The sequence below is a fragment of the Ruegeria sp. BF6 genome, assembly GCF_056538665.1.
The window spans coordinates 69,696-92,212 of sequence record NZ_JBQFTN010000006.1 but is presented as its reverse complement, the minus strand read 5'-3'; the positions used below and the strand labels follow the sequence as shown (position 1 = coordinate 92,212).

The following is a 22,517-nucleotide window of genomic DNA, read 5'->3' as shown; positions in this document are numbered from 1 at the left end:
CTCCATCACCAAGGTGATGACAGGTTTGGCCGCAAGCAACACTCTGTCAAGGAAAGAAAAAAAGGCGACCCTTGGGGCCGCCTTTCCTGGATTTGTGAGTGTCGGTCTTATTCCGCCGCGACGGTGTCTTCGATCTTTTCGACCCGGATCGCCGAGAACTTGAACTCGGGGATTTTCCCATAGGGATCGATGGCCGAGTTGGTCAGGATATTCGCCGCCGCCTCGACATAGGCGAACGGGATGAACACCATATCCTCGGCAATCGCCCGGTCGGCCCGCGCCATGATCTCAATCGAGCCGCGACGGGTGGTCAGACGGATCATCTCACCCGGTTCGATCCCCATCAGCTTAAGCGTACGCGGGTTCAGCGAGCAGTTCGCCTCGGGCTCCACCGCGTCCAGAACGTTCGACCGGCGGGTCATCGAACCGGTATGCCAGTGTTCCAATTGACGGCCGGTGGTGGCGATCATCGGGTATTCGTCATCCGGTGCTTCATCCGGCGGGATGACGCTGGCCGGGGTAAACCGGGCCCGGCCTTCCGCACGCGGGAAGCCGTCACCGAACACGATCGCCTGCCCCGGGTCTGTCTCGGACAGCGACGGATAGGTGATAGTCTCGGTCTCCAGACGCTCCCATGTGATGTTGTTGAGCGAGTTCATCGTCAACTTCATCTCGGCAAAGACCTGAGACACATCGGTGTAATCCCAGTTCAGACCGATCCGCTGCGCCAGTTCGACCGTGATTTTCCAGTCTTCGCGCGCCGCACCCGGAGGGGTCACGGCCGGACGCACACGCTGTACCTGACGGTTGGTGTTCGACACCGTGCCGTTCTTCTCATAGAGCGCCGAGGCTGGCAGTATGATGTCGGCATAGTTCGCCGTCTCGGTCAGGAAGATGTCCTGCACGATCATCAGGTCCAGCTTGGCCAGCGCCTCTCGGGCGTGGTTCACATCGGGGTCGGACATGGCCGGGTTTTCACCCATGATGTACATGCCCTTGATGTTGCCAGCATAGGCCTGGTCGATGATCTCGGTGACGGTCAGACCTTTCTCGTTCGAGAAGTCGTCCGAATTCCAGACATTGTTGAACTTGGCGCGAATGCCATCGTCAGTCACGGTCTGGTAGTCGGGCAGGAACATCGGGATCAGGCCCGCATCGGATGCGCCCTGCACGTTGTTCTGACCACGCAGCGGGTGCAGGCCCGCGCCGGGTTTACCAACGTTGCCGGTCATCAGCGCAAGGCTGATCAGACAGCGCGAGTTGTCGGTGCCGTGGATGTGCTGGCTGACGCCCATACCCCAGAAGATCAAACCAGCCTTGGCCTGTGCAAAGGTGCGTGCCACGCGGCGCAGCTGATCCGGCTCGATGCCACAGATCGGCGCCATCGCCTCAGGCGTGAACTGGCGCAGGTGCTCTTTCTCTGCCTCCCAGTTCTCGGTCCAGCGGTGGATGTACTGGCTGTCATACAGCTCTTCTTCGACGATCACATTCATGATCGCATTGAGCATCGAGACATCAGCCCCCGGACGGAACTGCAGCATTTCATCGGCGAACTTGCGCATGCCGACGCCGCGCGGGTCCATCACGATCAGCTTGCCGCCGCGCTTGGCGAACTGCTTGAAGTAAGTCGCCGCGACAGGGTGGTTCTCGATCGGGTTGGCACCGATAATGATAACCACATCCGAGTTCTCGACCTCATTGAAGGTCGCGGTCACGGCGCCGGAACCGACGTTCTCGATCAGTGCCGCCACGGACGACGCGTGGCACAAGCGGGTGCAGTGGTCGACGTTGTTGTGCTTGAAACCCTGACGGATGAACTTCTGGAACAGGTAGGCTTCTTCGTTGGTGCATTTGGCCGAACCGAAGCCTGCTACGCTGCGCGGGTCTTGGTCGCGCAGGGCCTTCAGCTTGGTGGCCGCCAGATCCATTGCTTCTTCCCATGTCGCTTCGCGGAAATGGGTCGACAGGTTGCCCGGATCGACGTTCAAACCTTTCTCGGGCGCATCCTCACGCCGGATCAGCGGCTTGGTCAGACGGTGCGGGTGGTGGATGTAATCGAACCCGAAGCGGCCTTTGACGCACAGACGGCCTTCGTTTGCCGGGCCGTTGATGCCCTCGACATATCTGACCTTGCCGTCCTTGACCTTCAGCGAGACCTTACAGCCCACGCCGCAGAACGGGCAGACGCTTTCGGTCTCAGAATCGTAGTCCTTGCTGTCACCCTTCTGTTGGTCGTCCAGAACGGTGGCGGGCATCAAGGCTCCCGTCGGGCAGGCCTGAACGCATTCGCCACAGGCCACACAGGTTGAATCGCCCATCGGGTCGTTCTGGTCGAACACCACCTGCGCGGTGTGGCCACGACCGGCCATGCCAATCACGTCGTTCACCTGCACTTCGCGGCACGCCCGGACGCAAAGGTTGCAGTTGATGCAGGCATCGAGGTTGACGCGCATCGCAACGTGGCTGTCATCCAGCAGAGGGATTTTCTCGGCCTCTTTCGCCGGGAAACGGCTGTCGCTGACATCGTTCAGCTTGGCCATATCCCAGAAATGGCTGGACTTGTCGTGCGCCTCCTCGGGCTGGTCAGCGACCAGCAGCTCCATGACCATCGCGCGCGATTTCTCGGCCCGGTCGCTGTCGGTTTTGACCACCATCCCGTCAGCCGCCGGACGGATGCACGAGGCGACCAGAGTGCGTTCGCCTTCCACCTCGACCATACAGGCGCGGCAGTTTCCGTCCGGACGGTAACCCGGCTGTGGCTTGTGGCACAGGTGCGGGATGGTGAACCCCTGCCCCTTTGCGGCTTCCCAGATGGTCCAGCCTTCGGGCACAGTGACATCTTCGCCGTTCAGGTTGAAGGTGACGGTCTTGTTTGGGCTTGCATCAAGCATGGCTCTGTCTCCCTCAGATTTCGTCAGCGAAATGTTTCATGACTAGGCGGATCGGGTTCGGAGCGGCCTGCCCCAGGCCGCAAATCGATGCGTCGCCCATGACCTGGCACAGATCTTCCAGCAGATCCTGATCCCACTTGTCGGCTTGCATCAGCTTCACAGCCTTTTCGCAGCCTGCCCGGCAGGGCGTACACTGGCCACAGCTTTCATCTTCGAAGAACCGCAGCATGTTCAGCGCGGCATCGCGGGCAGTGTCCTGATCGGACAGAACCACAACGGCAGCAGAACCGATGAAAGTACCGTGCGGTTGCAGAGTGTCGAAATCCAGCGGGATGTCATCCATCGACGCAGGCAGCAGGCCCGAGGACGGACCGCCCGGCTGATAGGCTTTGAAGGTCTGACCTTCGACCATCCCACCAGCGGCTTCGATCACGTCCAGAATGGTCGATCCGGCGGGCAGCAGGTAAACGCCCGGCTTTGCCACCCGGCCCGAGATCGAATAGCTTCGCAGGCCCTTACGGCCATTTTTTTCAGTGCTGTTGAGGCACTCGGGCCCCTCGCGGCAGACTTTGGTGACCCAATAGAGCGTCTCGACATTGTGCACGAGCGTTGGGCGGTTGAAGACCCCAACCTGCGCCACGAACGGAGGACGGTGACGCGGCAGGCCTTTCTTACCCTCAATCGACTCAATCATCGCGGATTCTTCACCGCAGATATACGCACCGGCACCGCGGCGCAGGTCGATGTAACCCGGCTCAACAATCCCGGCCTGTTCCAGCGCGGCGATCTCACGGCGCAGGATTTCCAGAACGGCCGGGTATTCGTCGCGCATGTAGATAAAGCAGGTTTCCGCCTCGACCGCCCAGGCAGCGATCAGCATCCCTTCGAGGAAGACATGCGGCGTGCGCTCCAGGTAAAAACGGTCCTTGAACGTGCCGGGTTCGCCCTCGTCCCCGTTCACGGCCAGATAGCGCGGACCTTCGTTCATGCGAACAAAGCCCCATTTCTTGCCGGATGGGAAGCCAGCTCCACCCAAACCACGCAGGCCTGAGGACAGAACGTCTTCCTGTACCTTCTCCCAATCGCCGCTTTCGCGCAGCTCTTTCAGCTTGGCGTAGCCACCGTTTGTCTCATAAGCGGCAAAGGCTTCGTAGCCGGGCAAATGGGCGTGCGTGTCACTGGCAGCAATTGCAGCCTTCACCTTTTCAGGGGTCGCATGATCGATATGGTTGTGACCGATCTCAAGCACCGGAGCGGTGTCGCAGCGGCCCATGCACGGCGCGCGGACAACACGAACCTCAGCCGGGTCCAGACCGTCTTCCAGCGCTTTTTGCAGCTGCTGAGCACCGGCCATTTCACAGGACAGGGAATCACAAACCCGGATGGTCAACGCCGGAGGAGGCGTCTCACCTTCTTTTACCACATCAAAATGGGCGTAGAAGGTCGCGGTTTCGTAAATCTCGGCCTGTCCGATCCGCATCTCAACCGCAAGCGCGGCAATATGGTCGGCGCTGATATGGCCGTGTTCGTCTTGAATCAAATGCAGGAATTCGATCAGCAGGTCGCGACGGCGCGGGCGGTCACCCAGCAGGCGATGAATTTCTGCCTGCGCCTCATCCGTAAACTGACGGCCTTTGGGCGTGTGACGCCCTTTGCCTTTACCTGACTTCCAGACGCCCTTGGGTGCGCCTGATGGCTTGGTGTCTAATGGTGCCATGATGCCCTCCGATTGAGGCTCCGTGTCTCATCAGAATAACATATCGTCAAATCGCTTATTGCAATCGCACGATAACGACACCTTATCACCGCAAAGACGTCACCACCGCCCGCAAAGCCTCAACCGTGGGCAGCTCCGGATCGCGAGACAAAGTTGCCAGACAAATTGGTTTGCTGACCACGGGATTGACCAGTGGCAATACCTTCGTTCCCTTCAAATCGCCCAGCGCGCTGACCAACACGCGCGGGATGACTGTGGCAGCCAACCCCTCGCGTGCCATGACCATCGAGGCAGTGAAACCACTGGTTTCTGCAACAACTTGCGGGTGCAACCCCTGTTCGGCGAAAATCCGATCCAAAATGCGTCGGTTCTGCATTTGCGGCTCCAACAGGCTAAGCGGGAATTCGGCCACCCGCGCCCATGGGATCGGACCGGTCTCGCTGGTCATGTGAGACGGGATCAACAGTACATAGGTCTCTTGGTACAATGGCTGCACCTGCCGAAGATCGGTGCCGATGCTGTCACCATAGGTGATGCCCGCATCCAAACTGCCCTCATCCAGCCGATGTTGAATCGCTGTGGCCGACATGGTTTCGATTCGCGTAACGATCCGGGGGTGCGCCTGCCGCAATCGTTTGGTCAGGCGGCCAGTGAATGCAGTCGCCGTTGGGATAACGCCCAGAATCAGCGTGCCGGTGATCTCGCCCTTGGCGGCCAGAACCTGCTGTTCCAGCGCCTTGGTTTCGTCGAGGATCCGCCGCGCACGCTGGACGATCATCTCGCCCTCTTCGGTCAGGCCCTGAAATCGGTTGGCACGACGAACAATGGAAACACCCAACCGGTCCTCAAGATTTCGGATGCGCATCGAGAACGCAGGCTGCGAAATCCCGCATTCCTCGGCCGCCTTGGCAAAATGCTGATGCCGCGCCAGGGCGCTGAGGAGTTGGAGGTCGCGGATTTCGATCATTTGGGGTCTTCTCGGTTGGCGGATCAAAATCCATACTAACGAGGTTTTCTATGCGTAGAAATGTGTTGACTGAATGGAAATTCGAAGCCGCACGAAAACTCGGCATACTGCGTCAGAAAGTAAATGGCAGGAGAATGTAACCCAGATTCAAAGTCGTGGTTAGTGCTAAGACGACTTTTAGCGAATGTCGTTTTGGTGCGCAGGAACTTTTTGTAAGTCGATCGCCAAGGAACTGACCCATTTGCACACGTGGCCGTCACGTGTAGCGATGATCCGATCTTCAACGTGGCTCGCTTCCCAAACAGCAACGCATTCCAACCCAAGGCACTCGCTCAAAAGCGCTGGTCGCTCCCCGCCTTGCTCTGCAAAGTCAGAATGACAAAGCGAAAGGACCCCAGATGTTTTGTCCTGTTTGAAGCGAAGGTCCTCCCTGATGACATCGCAACGAGGTTCAACTCGGCCGACTTTCAGCCAATAACCTCTGCTAATAACATCACGACAGACAAAAGATTTGAACAGTACCGGTAGTTCAATCAGATCCTCGATTTTCGGCCGCTCTGAAAAGTAGCCTTCGAGAACCGCAACGAAATACTCTTCCCCCAATTGCCCATAAGCCCAACAGCATTCACCTAACGGAATTTCAACCAGCGCCCCGACTTGCCAGCGTTGCCGTTTTGACGGTTGGCCTCTTTTAGCCCGCATTAAGTTGTTTACGCCCATGCTCCGTGCATCTCACGTCAAACGCCTGCTCTCAATCTCAAAACGAGGCATCCAGTCGCCTTATGTCGAGCGTGCAGAATGCCAGGCCGAAACTGTCGCCGTTCAGGTGTTGAACAAGAAGTGCATGACATCGCCATCCTTGACGATGTAGCCCTTGCCTTCGGCCCTCATCTTGCCCGCCTCTTTTGCACCCTGCTCGCCATTGGCAGAAACATAATCGTCATAGGCGATGGTCTCGGCCCGGATGAAGCCTTTTTCGAAATCACCGTGGATCACGCCAGCGGCCTGCGGCGCGGCGGTGCCGGTGCGGATGGTCCAGGCGCGGGCCTCTTTCGGGCCAACCGTGAAATAGGTTTCCAGCTTGAGCAGGTCATAACCGGCGCGGATCAGACGATCCAGACCGGGCTCTTCCAGACCCATTTCTTCGAGGAACATCTGCGCCTCGTCCTCTTCCAGCAAGCTGATCTCTTCTTCGATCTTGGCGCTGATGATGACATGCGCGTTGCCCTGCGCCGCCGCCATCTCGGCAACTTTGGCCGAGTATTCGTTGCCTTCGGCGGCCTCTTCCTCAGACACGTTACAGACGTAGAGCACAGGTTTGGTCGTCAGCAGTTGCAGCATCTTCCAGGCCTTGGCGTCTTCGGCAGAGACCTCTACCAGACGTGCAGGCTTGCCGCTTTCCAGCATCTCCTGCGCGGCGGACAACAGGCGGTCCTGCTGTTGCGCTTCCTTATCGTTGCCCTTCAGCTTACGCACCAGGTTGGCACGGCGCTTTTCGATGCTTTCCAGATCGGCCAGCATCAGTTCGGTCTCGATGGTGTCGGCATCAGCCACCGGGTCAACGCGGCCATCCACATGGGTCACGTCACCATCTTCGAAACAGCGCAGTACATGGGCGATGGCGTCGGTTTCACGAATGTTGGCCAGAAACTGATTGCCCAGCCCTTCACCCTTCGAGGCCCCCTTCACCAGACCCGCGATATCCACGAAGGTCATCCGCGTGGGGATGATCTGTTTCGAGCTTGCAATCGCCGCCAGATTATCCAGACGGTCATCAGGCACAGCAACGTCACCGACGTTGGGCTCAATCGTGCAGAACGGGAAATTTGCCGCCTGAGCGGCTGCGGTTTTGGTCAGCGCATTGAAGAGTGTCGACTTGCCCACATTCGGCAAACCCACGATTCCCATTTTAAAGCCCATGACAGTCTCCTGAAGCCATTCGAGGGGTGCTTCTATGCAGGTCCGGGTCGATGCGCAAGCCGGACTGCAAGCAACCCGGCCAAGTCCAATCTGCAACATCACGAAAATGTTCACTACCCAGCAGCTTGCCGGGGTTCGAAATCGCACTCTAAGATCGTCGTATAGAACGTTATGAACAAACAAATAGTGAATGGTAGGCATGAAGAAAATTATCGTAACTCTTGCGCTGCTGCTGGCCGCCCAGACGGCGCAAGCACAATCCCTTGTATTTGGCGCCGGGTTCTCAGATTTTTCCGACAGCGAAGCAGATGACGAAGCGGTATTCGCGCTTGAATATCATCACCGCCCGTTTCACGAAGCCACCCGCTTTTCCGCAACCTGGGGCAGCGCCCTGACAGTGGATACCGCAAGCAATGTCCATATCGGCATCGGACTAATCGGCTTCTACACCTTTGCCGACCGCTGGTTCATCGAAGGTAGTGTCATGCCGGGGTACTTTTCCCATAGCGATGACCTGAACGATCTTGGCGGAGAATTCCAGATCCGCAGCCTGCTAGGCCTCGGGTACACTCTGGACAATGGCAACAAGGTGTCCTTTGCAATCACCCACAAATCCAACGCCAGCACGAATAACGAAAACCCCGGCGTCAACTCGGGCCTGCTGCGATACCACTACCAGTTCTGAGGCAATCTGACCCGGCGGGATTGATTTCCGGGCAAAGTTTCTGCACATCAGGTTCAACTCTGAATGCAAGGACTGCAGATGACCCGTATTGACGCTAAGTTCGCCGCCTTGAAGGCCGAGGGAAAAAAGGCCTTTGTCGCATATATCATGGCAGGCGACCCCGATTTCGACACCTCGCTTGAGGTTGTGAAAGGCCTGCCCGGCGCTGGTGTCGACGTGATCGAACTGGGGCTGCCCTTTACTGATCCCATGGCGGACGGCCCGACCATTCAGGCTGCTGGTCAACGGGCGCTGGAAGGGGGCATGACCCTGCAGCGCACTCTGGACCTGGCGCGTGCGTTCCGCGAAACCGACGACACGACACCCATTGTTCTGATGGGCTATTACAACCCGATCTACAGCCGAGGCGTTGATAAGTTTCTGGTCGATGCGCAAGCCGCTGGCATCGACGGGCTGATCGTGGTGGACCTGCCACCAGAAGAAGACGAAGAGCTTTGCCTGCCCGCGCAGGCGGCGGGGCTGAACTTCATCCGGCTGGCGACCCCTACAACCGACGACAAACGCCTGCCCCGCGTGCTTCAGAACACCTCGGGCTTTGTATATTATGTGTCGATCACCGGCATCACCGGCGCGGCCGAGGCTCAAGCCACGAATGTCGGCCCAGAAGTGGCGCGGATCAAATCCGCTACCGATCTGCCCGTGATCGTAGGCTTTGGCATCAACACGCCCGAGAAATCCAAGGCCATCGCCAGCGTCGCCGATGGTGCTGTGGTTGGCTCGGCCATTGTCAGCCAGATCGCGTCAGGCAAACCCGTGGCCGAAGTTCTGGATTTTGTGAAGACCCTTGCCGACGGCGCGCATTCCGCCTGATCGATTGGCATCGAACCCTTTCAACAGACCGCAGCAAGCAACTGACCTGCTGCGGTTTTTTCTCGTCTTCAGACAATTGCGCCATGCCGGATGCCTCAGTAGAAATATGTAACCACTCAACCAAAGGCGCGGTCCCATGCCTGTAATCACCACCATCGAAGATCTCCGGCGGATCTATGAACGCCGTGTGCCGCGGATGTTCTACGACTATGCCGAAAGCGGCAGCTGGACAGAGCAGACCTTCCGCGACAACAGCTCGGATTTCTCGGATATCCGCCTGCGACAGCGGGTTGCGGTGGACATGGCCGGACGCTCGACCGCCTCGCAGATGATTGGAGAGGACGTCGCGATGCCCGTCGCGCTGGCCCCGGTCGGGCTGACGGGCATGCAACATGCGGATGGCGAGATGAAAGCCGCCAAAGCCGCCGAAGAATTTGGCGTGCCATTTACCCTGTCCACCATGTCGATCAACTCAATCGAGGATGTGGCCGAGCACACGACGAAACCTTTCTGGTTTCAGCTTTATACGATGAAGGATCAGGACTATGTCAGCCGCCTCATCCAACGCGCCAAGGATGCGAAATGCTCAGCCTTGGTGATCACGCTGGACCTGCAGATTCTGGGCCAGCGCCACAAGGACTTGAAAAACGGCTTGTCCGCACCGCCGAAACTGACGGCCAAAACCACCGCGAACCTGATGACAAAATGGTCATGGGGCATCGAGATGCTGGGCGCAAAGCGGCGCGAGTTCGGCAATATCGTCGGTCACGTCGAGGGTATCTCGGATGCCTCCTCCCTCGGCGCATGGACGGCCGAGCAATTCGACCCCAGCCTCGACTGGAGCAAGGTCGAAAAGCTGATGGCACAATGGGGCGGCAAGGTCATCCTCAAAGGCATTCTGGACGCCGACGACGCCAGGATGGCAGCTAAACTTGGCGCTGATGCCATCGTTGTGTCCAACCACGGAGGACGGCAGTTGGATGGCGCACTCAGTTCCATCCGTATGCTGCCACAAATCATGGACGCGGTCGGCGATGATATCGAGGTCCATCTGGACAGTGGCATCCGCTCTGGTCAGGACGTCCTCAAGGCCTTGGCTCTGGGGGCCAAGGGCACCTATATTGGTCGCGCTTTTATCTATGGGCTGGGCGCGATGGGGCAGAAAGGTGTGACAACTGCGCTGGACGTCATTCACAAGGAACTGGATACTACTTTGGCGCTGTGCGGCGAACGTAACGTTGGCGATCTGGGGCGGCACAACCTGCTGATCCCCGAAGACTTCGGCGGTCGCTGGCAGGACTGACTTGAACCTAGAAGCGAAAGCTCAAAAAGCCCTTTCCAAATCAAGTGAATCAAGCTAAGGACGCGGCTTCACGCGGGCATACAGCCTTGGAGGATGCCCGCCCTAACATTTGGAGAATTATCATGGCTGGAGAGATTCCTGATCTCGTAGCTCTGGAACGGACGGGGACAGGCAAGGGCGCCGCTCGTCAAGCACGCCGCGACGGCATGGTTCCGGGCATTGTTTTTGGTGGCGATAAAGAGCCGCTGCCGATTCAGATCCCGTTCAACGTCCTGTTCAAGCGCCTGAAAGCAGGCCGGTTCAAGTCGACCCTGTGGAACCTGAAGGTTGAAGGCCACGAAGACGTTCGTGTCATCTGCCGCGACGTTCAGCGTGACGTTGTCAAAGACCTGCCGACCCACCTGGACCTGATGCGCCTGCGTCGGACCACCAAGATCGCGCTGTTCATCCCGGTTGAGTTTATCAACGAAGAAGCAGCCCCTGGCATCAAGAAGGGCGGCGTTCTGACTGTTGTCCGACCGGAAGTCGAACTGCTGTGCACCGCCGGCGACATCCCTGAGAAGATCACCGTCGATCTGACCGGTATGGAGATCAACGACGTTGTGACCATTTCCTCCGTTGACCTGCCCGCAGGCACCAAACCGACCATCGACCGTGACTTCGTGATCGCGAATGTCTCGGCACCGACCGGCCTGTCGTCCAGCGACGATGAAGAAGAAGGCGAAGAAGTGGCCGCAGACGAAGTAGAAGTCGTCGGTCAGGAAGAAACAGAAGAATAAGTCCGGACCCAACATTCCGGATTAAGAAACGGGGCCTTTACCGGGCCCCGTTTTCTTTTGGCCCTTGGGCTGGAAAACAGATGGCATTCCGTGCCATCAACCACGTGCATCGCACAAGGACGAGACTATGAAACTGTTTGTCGGATTGGGGAACCCGGGGTCGAAATACGCCCGCAACCGGCACAATATCGGCTTTATGGCCGTGGACCGGATCGCCGAAGATCACGGTTTTGGTCCGTGGAAGTCCAAATTTCAGGCTGAGACCGCCGAGGGGCGTTTGGGCCGCGAAAAGGTGCTGCTGATCAAGCCGCAAACTTTCATGAACCGGTCTGGTCAGTCGGTAGGCGAGGCGATGCGGTTCTACAAGCTGGACTCGACTGACGTGACCATCTTTCACGACGAGTTGGACCTTGCCCCTGGTAAGGTGCGCGTCAAGGCGGGCGGTGGACATGCCGGGCATAACGGGCTGCGCTCGATCCACGAACATATCAGCCCGGCCTATGACCGGGTCAGGCTGGGGATCGGGCATCCGGGGCGGAAAGAGCTGGTCTCTCCATATGTCCTGAGCGATTTCGCCAAGGCCGATGCCGACTGGCTGGACGACGTGCTGCGTGGAGTGTCTGACGGCGCTGGATATCTGGCTGATGAGGAAAGCGGCAAGTTCATGAACGCAGTTGCCCTGCGCACCGCGCCGCCGCGGTCTTCGAAATCTCCGGCCAAAACACCAAAATCGGACGCCACCCCCGCGCCGGAACCCGAGGTCGACGAACGCTCGGCCATGCAAAAGCTGCTGGACAAGTTCAAATAGGGCTGTTGACCTTGCCGCAACGTCCCAATTGCGGAACCACATCGGGCGGGTTCCAATGCCGCAGGAATGAGGGAGGCGAAAGATGAAGGCTCTGTTCAAGTGGGTGCTGCGCATCCTGCTGATGTTGGTGCTGGCTGCAGTTGTTGTCGGGGTCTGGAAACGCGAAGAGATTCAACGGCTGATGGCTGTGAATTCTTTGTTTTCCGAAGAAAAAATCGTCCACAATTTCTCTCATATGGATGAGGCTTTTCTGACGGTCGATCTGCCGCGCGGCGATGGCCAGACATGGGAGCTGCCCTATGGCCCCGGCTTTGACCTGCCCGACGGCACTGACCAATGGATCGAGGATCGCGCGGTAACCTCTCTGCTGGTGATGCAGGACGGGCAGATCCGGTTCGAAGAATACTATCTGGGCACGTCTCCCGAGGATCGGCGAATTTCATGGTCGGTTGCCAAGAGCTACCTTTCGGCGCTGTTCGGCGTCCTACTGGCCGAAGGGGCTATCGAGTCGCTGGACGACCCGGTCGTGAAATACGCGCCAAAACTGGCGGGCTCTGCCTATGACGGTGCGACGATCCGGAACGTACTGAACATGGCCAGCGGCGTTACCTTTGATGAAGACTACTTTGACTACAATTCCGACATCAACCGAATGGGCCGGATAATAGCACTGGGCGGTGAACTGGATGATTTCGCGGCTTCACTACAAGACGGTTTCGCACCCCCGGGTGAGACTTGGCAATATGTGTCGATCGATACCCACGTGCTGGGTATGGTGATCCGCGGCGCAACCGGGCGCAATGTGCCCGAGCTGATGACCGAAAAGATCATACAACCGCTGCAGCTGGAACGGGACGGGTATTACATCACCGACGGGGCGGGCGTTGCCTTTGTGCTGGCTGGGTTGAACTTTACCACGCGGGATTTTGCGCGCTTTGGGCAGATGATCCTGCAGAACGGCACGCATGACGGACAACAGCTTGTTCCGGCTGAATGGATTCGCGAGTCAACCTGGCCCAGCGCCCCGACACAGGCGGGTGAAACCGGGTATGGCTATCAATGGTGGATTCCCAAAGGTGCACATGAGGGTGAGTTCTTTGCGCGTGGAATCTACGGACAATACATCTATTTTGATCAATCCCGCGACGTGCTGATTGTGTCCACCGGAGCAGACCGGAAATTCCGCGATCCGGGCGTCAGCGACCAGAATATAGAAATGTTCCGCAAGATCGCGCAAAGCCTGTAAGGTGGATCCATGCAAAAACAGGACAGTATCAACGTTTTGGGAGGTGTGCTTGCCCCGTGTTCCCGTGATCCATTGACCGGATTCTTTCGCGATGGGGCCTGCAACACCTGCCCCGAGGATCAGGGCAGCCACACGGTTTGCGCGGTAATGACGGCCGAGTTTCTCGCGTTCTCCAAGTATGTCGGAAACGATCTGAGCACCCCGCGCCCCGAGTTCAACTTTGCCGGCCTGAAACCGGGTGACAGCTGGTGTCTGTGCGCCGGGCGTTTTCTGCAGGCCCATGACGAAGGCTGCGCGCCAAAGGTACATCTTGAAGCCACACACCAGCGCGCGCTCGACTTGGTGCCACTGCGGCTGCTGACCGAACACGCGGTTGCGGAATAGCCAGACCGGCCCAGGACATCCCGGACCGGCCCTTATTCGGGATCACTCCCGCAGTTTGACAAGGTCGGACATCAGCCCTTCGGTCCCGTTGTGGACCGTCAGCCGTTCGACCTTCCCGGCGATGGTTTCCAGCGCCTCCAGCTCTTTCAGCCGCAGCATCACCGGGTTTTCCGCCATCACCTTCGCGGTGTTCAGCAGGGACCGCGTGGCGTTGGTTTCTTCCCGCCGCCGGATGACGTTGGCCTCGGCCTGTTTCTCGGCAGCGACCACGGCGGTCAGGATTTCCCGCATCTCACCGGGCAGGATGACGTCTTTCAACGCGATCTCACCCACTTCGATACCGATCCCGGCCATTTGTGTCCGCACCCGATCCGCGGCCTCGGTGTCGACAGTCACCTTCTCGGCCAGCAGCCGGTCCAGTGTCATCGCCCCCAAAGTCTTCCGAAACGCCAGTTGCAGCGCCCGGTGCAGGGCCTGATCGAAGTCCTTAACCGCCCCCACCGCCTTTACCGGATCAACGACCCGGTAATCAGCGCTGAGGTTGACCCGGATGGTCACCCGGTCCTTGGTCAGGATCTCCTGCCCTGTCACCTCATGGGTCCGTTGCCGCAGGTCGATCTGTTTGACCTCGACGTTCCGCCCGACTTTCCAGAAGGCATGCGCACCGGGGGCCAGCTGATCCACCAGTACCCCGTCAACCGTCAGCAGCCCGGTATGCCCTTCGGCCACCTCAACCTGCGTCAGGTTCAGCCGCAGCCCGGCCCGAACCAGCCGCTGCGCCGTCGCTTTGGGCACAACCATGGTGTCGGTCAACGCGTGATGCTCGATCTTCCACGGCCCTGCGGCCTTCCATACAAGCACCCGTGCTTCGGGGTTCAGGACCCGAACAGGTGTCCCATCCCGCAGCAGAACCAGAACTTCGTCAGATTCGGCCCGGAACTCGGTCAGATGCTTGGCGGCCAGCTCGGGCCGGTTCTGCATCAGCGCCCGCTCATAGGGCGACACGAAAAAGAGCTTTTCCAGATCGTGCAGCTCGGTCAGCACATCCTTGCGTGGCAGCCGGTGCTTCCCGGGGCCGAGGATTGCATCGAACACCCCGTTGCGCAGGACCAGCATCCGCTGGGTCTCGGTCAGGGTCAGCCGTTGGTGACCGGTCAGCCGGTCGATCAGATCTTGGAACAGTGTCATGTCATTTCTCCTTTTCGTCTCGCTCTATCGTCGTCGCAAACGCGAACTCCTTTTCATGTTTTCAGTGGGTTGCACCCCGATTGGGTGACAGGTGTGAAACCTTCGGATGAAGGCGGGAAAGATCCGGGTATCCCCCGCGCCTTGCCCCTGCGCGGGAGGGTCAGAGAGAGGGGCGCGGGATCCATGCGCCGCCCTGCCCGAAGGCCAAGCGGGGCACCGATCCGGCGGCACCGTCATCCGCCCTCCGGCCCAAGGCCAGAGCAGCGAAGGCCCCTGCCCCGCCGGGCCAAAGCCTGACGTTGCGCAGTGCCGCCCCTGCTGGGGAACACCCGGACCCTTATGATTTGGACCGTTTTCACGGGCCGGCGTGGAAGGCCGGTGCTGACTGAACAGCTTTGTCAAATGGCGGGATTCGAACCCGCAACACATCGATTCGCAGTCGATTACTCTACCGTTGAGCTACATTTGCGGCTTTGGAAGGAGTCGAACCTTCGCCTACAGATGGGAAACCTGCCGCTCTATCCAACTGAGCTACAAAGCATACCAATCCCCGGTTTCGGCCCTGGCATACGGTTTCGGCAGTGCCGTCCGCACCGAGAGAGTGATCACCTCTGCCCGCTAGGGTCCGGCCCGTTGTGACCGGTAACGGCCGGTTTAGGCGAAGGGTCTGGATTCGTTCAATAATTTTTGAGGGTCAAAATCACACCTGTGGCGAGCGCGCAACAAAATTACCCATCTGCGCAATATTCGAAAAGGTAGCGCGACAAAAACAAAGCGGCGCACCCGTCAAAGGTGCGCCGCTCTTGTCACAAATTTCAAATTTTACCGCCTGGTCAATCGGCGCTGCGGCCTTCGGTATCCGACATGTCGAAGTTCAGATACTTGGCCACGGTCTGCACGTCCTTGTCGCCACGACCGCACATGTTCATGCAGATCAGGTGATCCTTGGGCAGTTTGGGGGCGATCTTCATCACATGGGCCAGCGCATGGGAGGGCTCGAGCGCCGGGATGATGCCTTCGGTCGCGCAGCACAGCTGGAACGCCTCCAGCGCTTCTTTGTCGGTGATCGAGACATAGTTGGCGCGGCCAATTTCGTGCAGCCACGAGTGTTCGGGACCGATACCCGGATAATCCAGACCGGCCGAGATCGAATAGCCTTCCAGAATCTGCCCGTCATCGTCCTGCAGCAGATATGTGCGGTTGCCGTGCAATACGCCCGGACGTCCACCGGTCAATGAGGCGCAATGCTCCATCTTTTCGTTCACGCCCTTGCCACCGGCCTCAACACCGATGATGTTGACGTCCTTGTCGTCGAGGAACGGGTAGAACAAGCCCATCGCGTTCGAGCCGCCACCGATTGCAGCAATGATCGTGTCAGGCAGACGGCCTTCAGCCTTCATCATCTGCTCTTTGGCTTCCTTGCCGATAATCGATTGGAAATCGCGCACCATCGCCGGATAGGGGTGCGGCCCCGCCACGGTGCCGATACAATAAAAGGTGTCGCGCACATTGGTCACCCAGTCACGCAGCGCGTCGTTCATCGCGTCTTTCAGCGTGCCGCGGCCAGAGGTCACCGGAATCACTTCGGCCCCCAGCAGGCGCATACGAAACACGTTCGGGGCCTGACGCTGCACGTCATGCGCGCCCATATAGACCACGCACTTCAGGCCAAACTTGGCGCAGACGGTGGCAGTGGCCACGCCGTGCTGACCGGCTCCGGTTTCAGCAATGATCCGGGTCTTGCCCATGCGCCGCGCCAGAATGATCTGGCCCAGCACGTTGTTAATCTTGTGCGCGCCGGTGTGGTTAAGCTCGTCGCGTTTCAGGTAGATCTTAGCACCGCCCAGATGCTCAGTCAGACGTTCCGCGTAATACAGCGGCGAGGGGCGGCCCACATAGTTCGCCCACAGATCGTCCATCTCGGCCCAGAAGGTGGGATCGTCCTTGGCCTTCTCATACTCCTCCTCCAGCGACAGGATCAGGGGCATCAGCGTTTCGCTGACGAACCGCCCGCCGAAGATGCCAAAGCGGCCCTGTTCATCGGGGCCGGACATGAAGGAATTGAAAAGATCGTTGGCCATGGGTGTCTCCATCGTCGTGCCCATTGTTCATAGGAGGTGGCGGCGGGATTTGCCATGGCAAAACGTATTATTCCGCCGCTTCAAGGTGCTGCGCCCAGATTTGCAACGCCTGCTCTCTACTGGGCACTGCAATGCAGGGGAAGTGGTGAAACTCACTCACCTCGGCCAGTCGTACAGCGGCCTGCACCACGCGTCGGTGCGGACCGGAATGGGCAAAGGTCAGCATCGCCTCGGCATCGTGCCAGACACTGAGCGAGAAATAGAGCCCCTGATACGGAAAGACATCCGCTTTCAGACACAACGGATCGCCGCGCGCCTGTAGCAACGCCTGATGGGCGCGCCAAAAAAACTCCGGCCCGTAATACCACCGTTTCAATGAAACTCCGCCAATCGCTGCCAGCATTGCCGCGCCCTCCCCTATCGGAGATACGCAGGCACCGGGCGATCAGATCACCGGGTGGCGTCGATAAAGGCGCGGATGAGGGTTGCGTTCTTCACGCCGGGCGCGCTTTCCACGCCCGAAGAGACATCGACCTGCCGCGCGCCAGTCATGCGCATGGCATCGGCAACGTTATCAGCCGTCAACCCCCCGGCCAGCATCCACGGGCACCGCCAGTACTTGCGCCCGGCCAGCAGGCGCCAGTCAAAAGCCAGGCCGTTGCCGCCCGGCAACTCGGCGTTGCGCGGTGGCTTGGCGTCGATCAGCAGTTGGTCCGCCACTTCGGAGTACAGGTCGATTGCCACAAGGTCTTCAGCTTCGGCCACACCAATGGCTTTCATCACGGGCAGGCCGAACCGTTCGCGGATCTCGGCCACGCGATCCGGGCTTTCCTTGCCGTGCAGTTGCAACATGTCCAACGGTACGCTGGCCACGATCCGGTCCAGTTCCTCATCCGACGCGTTCACGGTCAGCGCGACCTTGGCCACACCAGAAGGCACCAGATGGGCCAGTTCAGTGGCGGCCTCAATGTCCAGATGCCGTGGCGATTTTGGGAAGAACACGAACCCGACATAACGTGCGCCAGCCTCGGCTGCCACGCGCACGTGATCGGGGGCGGTCAGGCCGCAGATTTTGACACTTGCGTCTTGGGGCATTGGTTTGCCTCAGCTGGCCTCGTCCAGCAGGGCCAGAACTTCGTCCTGACCTTCGTTCTGCTTTTTCTTGAGCTTTTTGACTTCACGCTCAAGCTTGCGCACTTCGTTTTTCTTCACGGACGCATCCCGGCGGTGCTTGTGCTCGCGCAGCCATTCCCAGAGGAAACCGATGATCAGGCCTGCGACAACGCCGCCCAACACCACCACGAACAGCGGGAGCGACGTGCTGAAGTTAAAACCCACAAGCTCGGCAAAGGGTTCCGGCATCAGCGACAGTTCAACCGTTTCGCGATTGGCCAGCGAGACGGAAATAAGAACGATCCCGAGGATCGCCAGGAAAGCATATCGAAGGTAGCGCATCATGAGTTAGGCTTTACCGTTCAATCGATCCCTAAGCAACTTGCCAGTTTTGAAAAACGGCACACATTTTTCTTCGACCTGAACAGTCTCACCCGTGCGGGGATTGCGGCCGACACGCGCGTCGCGCTGTTTCACCGAAAAGGCACCGAAGCCACGCAGTTCCACACGGTCACCGCGCGCCATGGCATCCGTCACTTCTTCGAACACGGTATTCACGATCCGCTCGACGTCGCGTTGATATAAATGCGGGTTCTCGTCGGCGATTTTCTGAATCAGTTCTGAACGGATCATGAGCGCTACCCTCCCAGGCGATCGGTTAACCATCTCTATTGTTCTGAACAGTATAGGAAAAAAGTCGGATCGGGGGAACGTAAACTCTTTGTGCAAAGCCTTCATTTTGCTGCTAAACCGCGCGATTTTTCGCTTGTTCACGCGAATTCCGCGCTTAAAGCGCGAACCACACCCGAAATAAGCCCGGAATTTGGAACATATTGATTCGCAACAAAAACGGCCCCGCGCGGATACGCGGGGCCGTAAATTCGGCTAAGGCTGATGCCTTGGCTTAGTCGCCGGACTTCAGCGCCGCACCCAGGATATCGCCCAGCGATGCGCCCGAGTCGGAAGAACCGTACTGTTCCACGGCCTCTTTCTCTTCGGCGATCTCGCGTGCCTTGATCGACAGGCCCAAACGGCGGGTCTTGCTGTCAACGTTGGTGACGCGAACGTCGACCTTGTCACCGACCGAGAAACGCTCAGGGCGCTGTTCGGCACGGTCACGCGACAGGTCCGAACGACGGATGAACGATTTCATGCCTTCGTACTCGACCTCGATGCCACCATCTTCGATCGCGGTGACTTCGACAGTGATGACCGAACCACGCTTCACGCCGCCCACGGCTTCGGCGAACTTGTCACCGCCCAGGGCTTTGATCGACAGCGAGATACGCTCTTTTTCGACGTCAACTTCCGAGACAACGGCCGAAACCATGTCGCCTTTGCGGTAGTTCTGGATGGCATCCTCGCCACGCTCGTCCCAGGACAGGTCCGACAGGTGAACCATGCCGTCGATGTCGCCTTCGAGGCCGATGAACAGACCGAATTCGGTGATGTTCTTGACTTCGCCTTCGACCTGCGTGCCCTCGGGGTGCGTTTCTGCGAACACTTCCCACGGGTTGCGCTGAGTCTGCTTCAGGCCCAGAGACACGCGACGCTTGGCGCCGTCGATTTCCAGAACCATAACGTCGACTTCCTGGCTGGTCGAAACGATCTTGCCGGGGTGGACGTTTTTCTTGGTCCAGGACATCTCGGACACGTGCACCAGACCTTCGACACCGGCTTCCAGCTCGACGAACGCGCCGTAGTCGGTGATGTTGGTGACGCGACCCTGATGGACCGAGCCCAGCGGGTATTTCGCAGCAACCAGATCCCACGGATCTTCCTGCAGCTGCTTCATGCCCAGGCTGATGCGGTGGGTCTCTTTGTTGATCTTGATGACCTGAACCTTGATGGTTTCGCCGATCGTCAGGATCTCGGACGGGTGGTTCACACGACGCCATGCCATGTCGGTGACGTGCAGCAGGCCGTCAACGCCGCCCAGGTCAACAAATGCGCCGTATTCGGTGATGTTCTTGACGACACCCTCGACGGTCTGACCTTCGGACAGGTTGCCGATAACTTCGGCACGCTGTTCGGCACGCGATTCTTCCAGGATTGCGCGACGCGACACAACGATGTTGCCACGGCGGCGGTCCATTTTCAGAATCTGGAACGGCTGCTTCAGACCCATCAGCGGGCCAGCGTCGCGCACGGGGCGGACGTCAACCTGCGAGCCGGGCAGGAACGCAACTGCGCCACCCAGATCGACGGTGAAGCCACCTTTGACGCGACCGAAGATTGCACCTTCAACGCGCTGGTCGTCGGCATATGCTTTTTCCAGACGGTCCCATGCCTCTTCACGGCGGGCCATCTCGCGCGAGATGACGGCTTCGCCACGGGCGTTTTCTGCGGCGCGCAGGTATACTTCGACCTCGTCGCCAACAGCGATTTCAGGGGCTTCGCCGGGATTTGCGAATTCTTTCAGATCAACGCGGCCTTCCATTTTGTAGCCGACGTCGATGATGGCTTGGCCGGCTTCGATCGCCAGAACCTTGCCTTTGACAACAGAACCCTCTTCGGGTGTGTCCATTTCGAAGCTTTCATTAAGGAGGGCTTCGAATTCCTCCATGGATGCGTTAGCCATGTGGCGTTGTTTTCCTTTACAGTACGTTTTTGCTGGCCGAGCGGTTGTCTCCGCCGGTCTTGTTTCATGGTGCCTTGAGGCGTAACCCGGGGCGCATCTGACTACACAAACACAAAGGGCCGAGGTAACCCGGCCCTGCTCAGATACGTCATCCGGACGTTAGCCGCCCTTGTTAAGACGGGTGCTCTATAGCGGGTTGGCTCCGGTCTCGCAAGTCGAAAGCACTTAGCGCGAAGAACAGGGACAACATCGCCGACCTCACAATCGGTTGATAGCAGCCTTGCCCGGTTGCACACCTTGCATCACCCCGGCACCACTGGTCTGGCAGACACACAGACCGGAATTGTCAGATCATGGAAGAGTTCAACGTCATCGTTGCACATCAACCCCAGTGGGTTCAGATATGGATGAACATTCTGAGCTTTGGCGCCTTCCTGTTACCGATCTCATTATTGATTTGGCGGCAGACACGCCTGACAGCGATTATTACGATCCTGTGCAGTTTGCTGGCGGCGGCCGGCGTTCTGCTGATCTTCAACCAGCTTGGTTATGTCCGTTTGATGGGGCTCGGCCACGCCGTGTTCTGGACACCGCTTGCCTATTACCTCTGGAAACAACAGGCGCGCGAAGACATCCCCGTCGCTCCCAAATGGATAATCCGTGTGGTGGTCTTGACCATCGCCGTGTCGCTGGCCTTCGACTACTTGGACGTACTGCGGTATTTGCTGGGCGATCGAACACCTGCTTCTGTTCCGGCTTAGATTTCTTCGCCTTTCTTAAGCAATTCCTCGATCAGGTCCCGCTGAAGGCTACCGCTGTCCCCTCCGCCGAACTGCTGCGCACCGCCGGAATAAAGCGAGCCATAGGTCTTGGCGATGTTCACCGTCTGCGCCAACCCCGAGATCAGCTGGTCCTTTTCAAGCGGTGACAGCGGATGAATGAATGTTGCCCACAGCATTCCGTTGGCAATCGCATATCGCGCGTCGAGAGCGCTGTCGAAATTGGCCTGCATCATGCGGTGCATGTCCTCGGCGGTCAGGCCCTCGGCGCTGCGGATCGGGATCATCGCGCGCATCCGGTCGGCATTGCTGTCGGTGATGATCAGAACCGGAACGTCCGATACGGTCAGTTGGAACCCTGGCCCGCGCGGCTGTGCCTCAGGGTCGAGCGCGAAGATGATCTTGCCCAGACGTTCATAGTCCATCGGTGGCTCGGCCTCCTGAGCAGCCAGGCTTCCGGCCAGAAAAAACAGAGTTAGGGCTAGTCGGATCATCGCATCTCTCCTGCAGGCTACGCTCCAACCATAGGGGCCAGCTGGCGGAGTGACCAAACAAAGCTTGGTGAAGGACTTATCCCGCCCCACCGCAGGTTTGAACGATCTGCAAGATTTGGCGGGCTTCCTGCGATAGCCCGTTCAGAACTACCCCTCTACTTATGTTTCAGCGGTTGGCCGCCCGGCTGATCCAAACCTGAACAGGAAAGGAAATCCCAATGAAATCTCTGGTTCTGACAACCGTCCTCGCCGCCCTGCCTCTGATCGCGGCACCCGCCTTTGCCGCGGATGAGATAAACGTTTCTAACGGTATCTCGGCGGCCGGTGCGCCGCTGGCCGCGCACGGCGTCGATCTGGTCGCGCTGGTGAGTGACGGCAATCCGGTCGAGGGCTTTGCCACCCATTCCGCCACCTATGACGGGGCATCCTACTACTTTACCAGCGCTGCGAACCGCGAAGCGTTCGAGACCAACCCCGCCGCCTACCTGCCTCAGCACGGCGGGTTCTGTTCGTTCGGCGTTTCGGTGGGCAAGAAGTTTGACGGCGATCCGGATCAATATCTCGTCGCGGATGGCAAGCTGTACCTTTTCCTGAACGCCGAAACCCGCGCGGCCTTCCTGAAGGACGTGACAGCCACGGCAAAAACCGCTGACGATCAGTGGGCGAATATCAAAAGCGTCGCCGTCGGCGAGTTGTAATCCTGAAAGCCCG

22 protein-coding genes and 1 tRNA gene are annotated in these 22,517 nt (G+C 58.8%); 9 read left to right on the top strand and 14 right to left on the bottom strand.

All coding sequences use genetic code 11. From position 1 onward, the window contains the following. Positions 1-107: 107 nt before the first annotated feature. From fdhF to ychF, 5 genes are all read right to left on the bottom strand, one after another. The gene (fdhF, locus tag ACR0IM_RS15150) at positions 108-2,891 is read right to left on the bottom strand and encodes a formate dehydrogenase subunit alpha (protein ID WP_480682434.1); all 2,784 of its coding nucleotides are present in this window, start codon (positions 2,889-2,891) and stop codon (positions 108-110) included. 13 nt (positions 2,892-2,904) lie between these two features. Continuing rightward, entirely contained in the window at positions 2,905-4,608 is a 1,704-nt protein-coding gene (locus tag ACR0IM_RS15145) for an NAD(P)H-dependent oxidoreductase subunit E (protein WP_480682433.1), read from the bottom strand. 85 nt (positions 4,609-4,693) lie between these two features. Continuing rightward, positions 4,694-5,575 carry a LysR family transcriptional regulator gene (locus ACR0IM_RS15140; RefSeq protein WP_480642369.1) on the bottom strand — a complete coding sequence of 294 codons (882 nt, stop codon included), beginning with the start codon at positions 5,573-5,575 and terminating at the stop codon, positions 4,694-4,696. A gap of 177 nt (positions 5,576-5,752) precedes the next feature. Then, positions 5,753-6,295: a hypothetical protein gene (locus ACR0IM_RS15135; RefSeq protein WP_480682432.1), complete on the bottom strand. Its 543-nt coding sequence runs from the start codon at positions 6,293-6,295 to the stop codon at positions 5,753-5,755. A gap of 102 nt (positions 6,296-6,397) precedes the next feature. Next, positions 6,398-7,495, bottom strand: a complete 1,098-nt coding sequence (ychF, locus tag ACR0IM_RS15130; RefSeq protein ID WP_480682431.1) for a redox-regulated ATPase YchF — start codon at positions 7,493-7,495, stop codon at positions 6,398-6,400. 199 nt (positions 7,496-7,694) lie between these two features. Between ychF and ACR0IM_RS15125 the strand changes: the two genes are divergently transcribed. The 7 genes from ACR0IM_RS15125 to ACR0IM_RS15095 all read left to right on the top strand — a co-directional run bounded on the left by ACR0IM_RS15125 (position 7,695) and on the right by ACR0IM_RS15095 (position 13,570). Next, on the top strand, positions 7,695-8,180 hold the full coding sequence (locus ACR0IM_RS15125) for an acyloxyacyl hydrolase (protein WP_480682430.1): 486 nt from the start codon (positions 7,695-7,697) through the stop codon (positions 8,178-8,180). A 78-nt stretch (positions 8,181-8,258) separates the two neighbouring features. Further along, entirely contained in the window at positions 8,259-9,050 is a 792-nt protein-coding gene (trpA, locus tag ACR0IM_RS15120; protein ID WP_480682429.1) for a tryptophan synthase subunit alpha, read from the top strand. A gap of 136 nt (positions 9,051-9,186) precedes the next feature. Next, entirely contained in the window at positions 9,187-10,353 is a 1,167-nt protein-coding gene (locus ACR0IM_RS15115) for an alpha-hydroxy acid oxidase (RefSeq protein WP_480682428.1), read from the top strand. Positions 10,354-10,475: 122 nt separating this feature from the next. Continuing rightward, positions 10,476-11,132: a 50S ribosomal protein L25/general stress protein Ctc gene (locus ACR0IM_RS15110; protein WP_480593688.1), complete on the top strand. Its 657-nt coding sequence runs from the start codon at positions 10,476-10,478 to the stop codon at positions 11,130-11,132. A gap of 127 nt (positions 11,133-11,259) precedes the next feature. Next, a complete protein-coding gene (gene pth / locus ACR0IM_RS15105) occupies positions 11,260-11,940 on the top strand; it encodes an aminoacyl-tRNA hydrolase (RefSeq protein ID WP_480682427.1) in 681 nt (226 codons plus the stop codon). A gap of 82 nt (positions 11,941-12,022) precedes the next feature. After that, on the top strand, positions 12,023-13,186 hold the full coding sequence (locus tag ACR0IM_RS15100) for a serine hydrolase domain-containing protein (RefSeq protein ID WP_480593690.1): 1,164 nt from the start codon (positions 12,023-12,025) through the stop codon (positions 13,184-13,186). 9 nt (positions 13,187-13,195) lie between these two features. Continuing rightward, positions 13,196-13,570: a DUF2237 family protein gene (locus ACR0IM_RS15095; protein WP_480682426.1), complete on the top strand. Its 375-nt coding sequence runs from the start codon at positions 13,196-13,198 to the stop codon at positions 13,568-13,570. A gap of 42 nt (positions 13,571-13,612) precedes the next feature. Here the strand turns inward: ACR0IM_RS15095 and ACR0IM_RS15090 are convergent, their stop codons facing one another. From ACR0IM_RS15090 to rpsA, 8 genes are all read right to left on the bottom strand, one after another. After that, positions 13,613-14,758: a slipin family protein gene (locus ACR0IM_RS15090; protein ID WP_480682425.1), complete on the bottom strand. Its 1,146-nt coding sequence runs from the start codon at positions 14,756-14,758 to the stop codon at positions 13,613-13,615. 396 nt (positions 14,759-15,154) lie between these two features. After that, a tRNA-Arg gene (locus tag ACR0IM_RS15085) sits at positions 15,155-15,227 on the bottom strand. 364 nt (positions 15,228-15,591) lie between these two features. Next, positions 15,592-16,839 carry a tryptophan synthase subunit beta gene (gene trpB, locus ACR0IM_RS15080; RefSeq protein ID WP_480682424.1) on the bottom strand — a complete coding sequence of 416 codons (1,248 nt, stop codon included), beginning with the start codon at positions 16,837-16,839 and terminating at the stop codon, positions 15,592-15,594. 67 nt (positions 16,840-16,906) lie between these two features. After that, positions 16,907-17,242 (bottom strand): hypothetical protein, encoded by a 336-nt coding sequence (locus ACR0IM_RS15075; RefSeq protein ID WP_480593697.1) that lies wholly within the window; start codon positions 17,240-17,242, stop codon positions 16,907-16,909. Positions 17,243-17,289: 47 nt separating this feature from the next. Continuing rightward, a complete protein-coding gene (locus ACR0IM_RS15070) occupies positions 17,290-17,934 on the bottom strand; it encodes a phosphoribosylanthranilate isomerase (protein WP_480682423.1) in 645 nt (214 codons plus the stop codon). Positions 17,935-17,943: 9 nt separating this feature from the next. Then, entirely contained in the window at positions 17,944-18,294 is a 351-nt protein-coding gene (locus ACR0IM_RS15065) for a lipopolysaccharide assembly protein LapA domain-containing protein (RefSeq protein WP_480593798.1), read from the bottom strand. Positions 18,295-18,300: 6 nt separating this feature from the next. Next, positions 18,301-18,585 (bottom strand): integration host factor subunit beta, encoded by a 285-nt coding sequence (gene ihfB / locus ACR0IM_RS15060; protein ID WP_037310872.1) that lies wholly within the window; start codon positions 18,583-18,585, stop codon positions 18,301-18,303. A 271-nt stretch (positions 18,586-18,856) separates the two neighbouring features. Continuing rightward, positions 18,857-20,533 (bottom strand): 30S ribosomal protein S1, encoded by a 1,677-nt coding sequence (rpsA, locus tag ACR0IM_RS15055; RefSeq protein ID WP_170326968.1) that lies wholly within the window; start codon positions 20,531-20,533, stop codon positions 18,857-18,859. Positions 20,534-20,886: 353 nt separating this feature from the next. On the opposite strand from rpsA, the gene ACR0IM_RS15050 reads away from it, so the two are divergent. Continuing rightward, positions 20,887-21,294, top strand: coding sequence for a hypothetical protein (locus tag ACR0IM_RS15050; RefSeq protein WP_480593699.1), 408 nt, complete (start codon positions 20,887-20,889; stop codon positions 21,292-21,294). Here ACR0IM_RS15050 and ACR0IM_RS15045 read toward each other — a convergent pair. After that, the gene (locus ACR0IM_RS15045) at positions 21,291-21,806 is read right to left on the bottom strand and encodes a hypothetical protein (protein ID WP_480682422.1); all 516 of its coding nucleotides are present in this window, start codon (positions 21,804-21,806) and stop codon (positions 21,291-21,293) included. The two genes, ACR0IM_RS15050 and ACR0IM_RS15045, sit on opposite strands and share 4 nt — an antisense overlap. Before the next feature lie 218 nt (positions 21,807-22,024). Here ACR0IM_RS15045 and ACR0IM_RS15040 point away from each other — a divergent pair, with 218 nt between their 5' ends. Then, on the top strand, positions 22,025-22,504 hold the full coding sequence (locus ACR0IM_RS15040) for a YHS domain-containing (seleno)protein (RefSeq protein WP_480593702.1): 480 nt from the start codon (positions 22,025-22,027) through the stop codon (positions 22,502-22,504). Positions 22,505-22,517 lie beyond the last annotated feature (13 nt).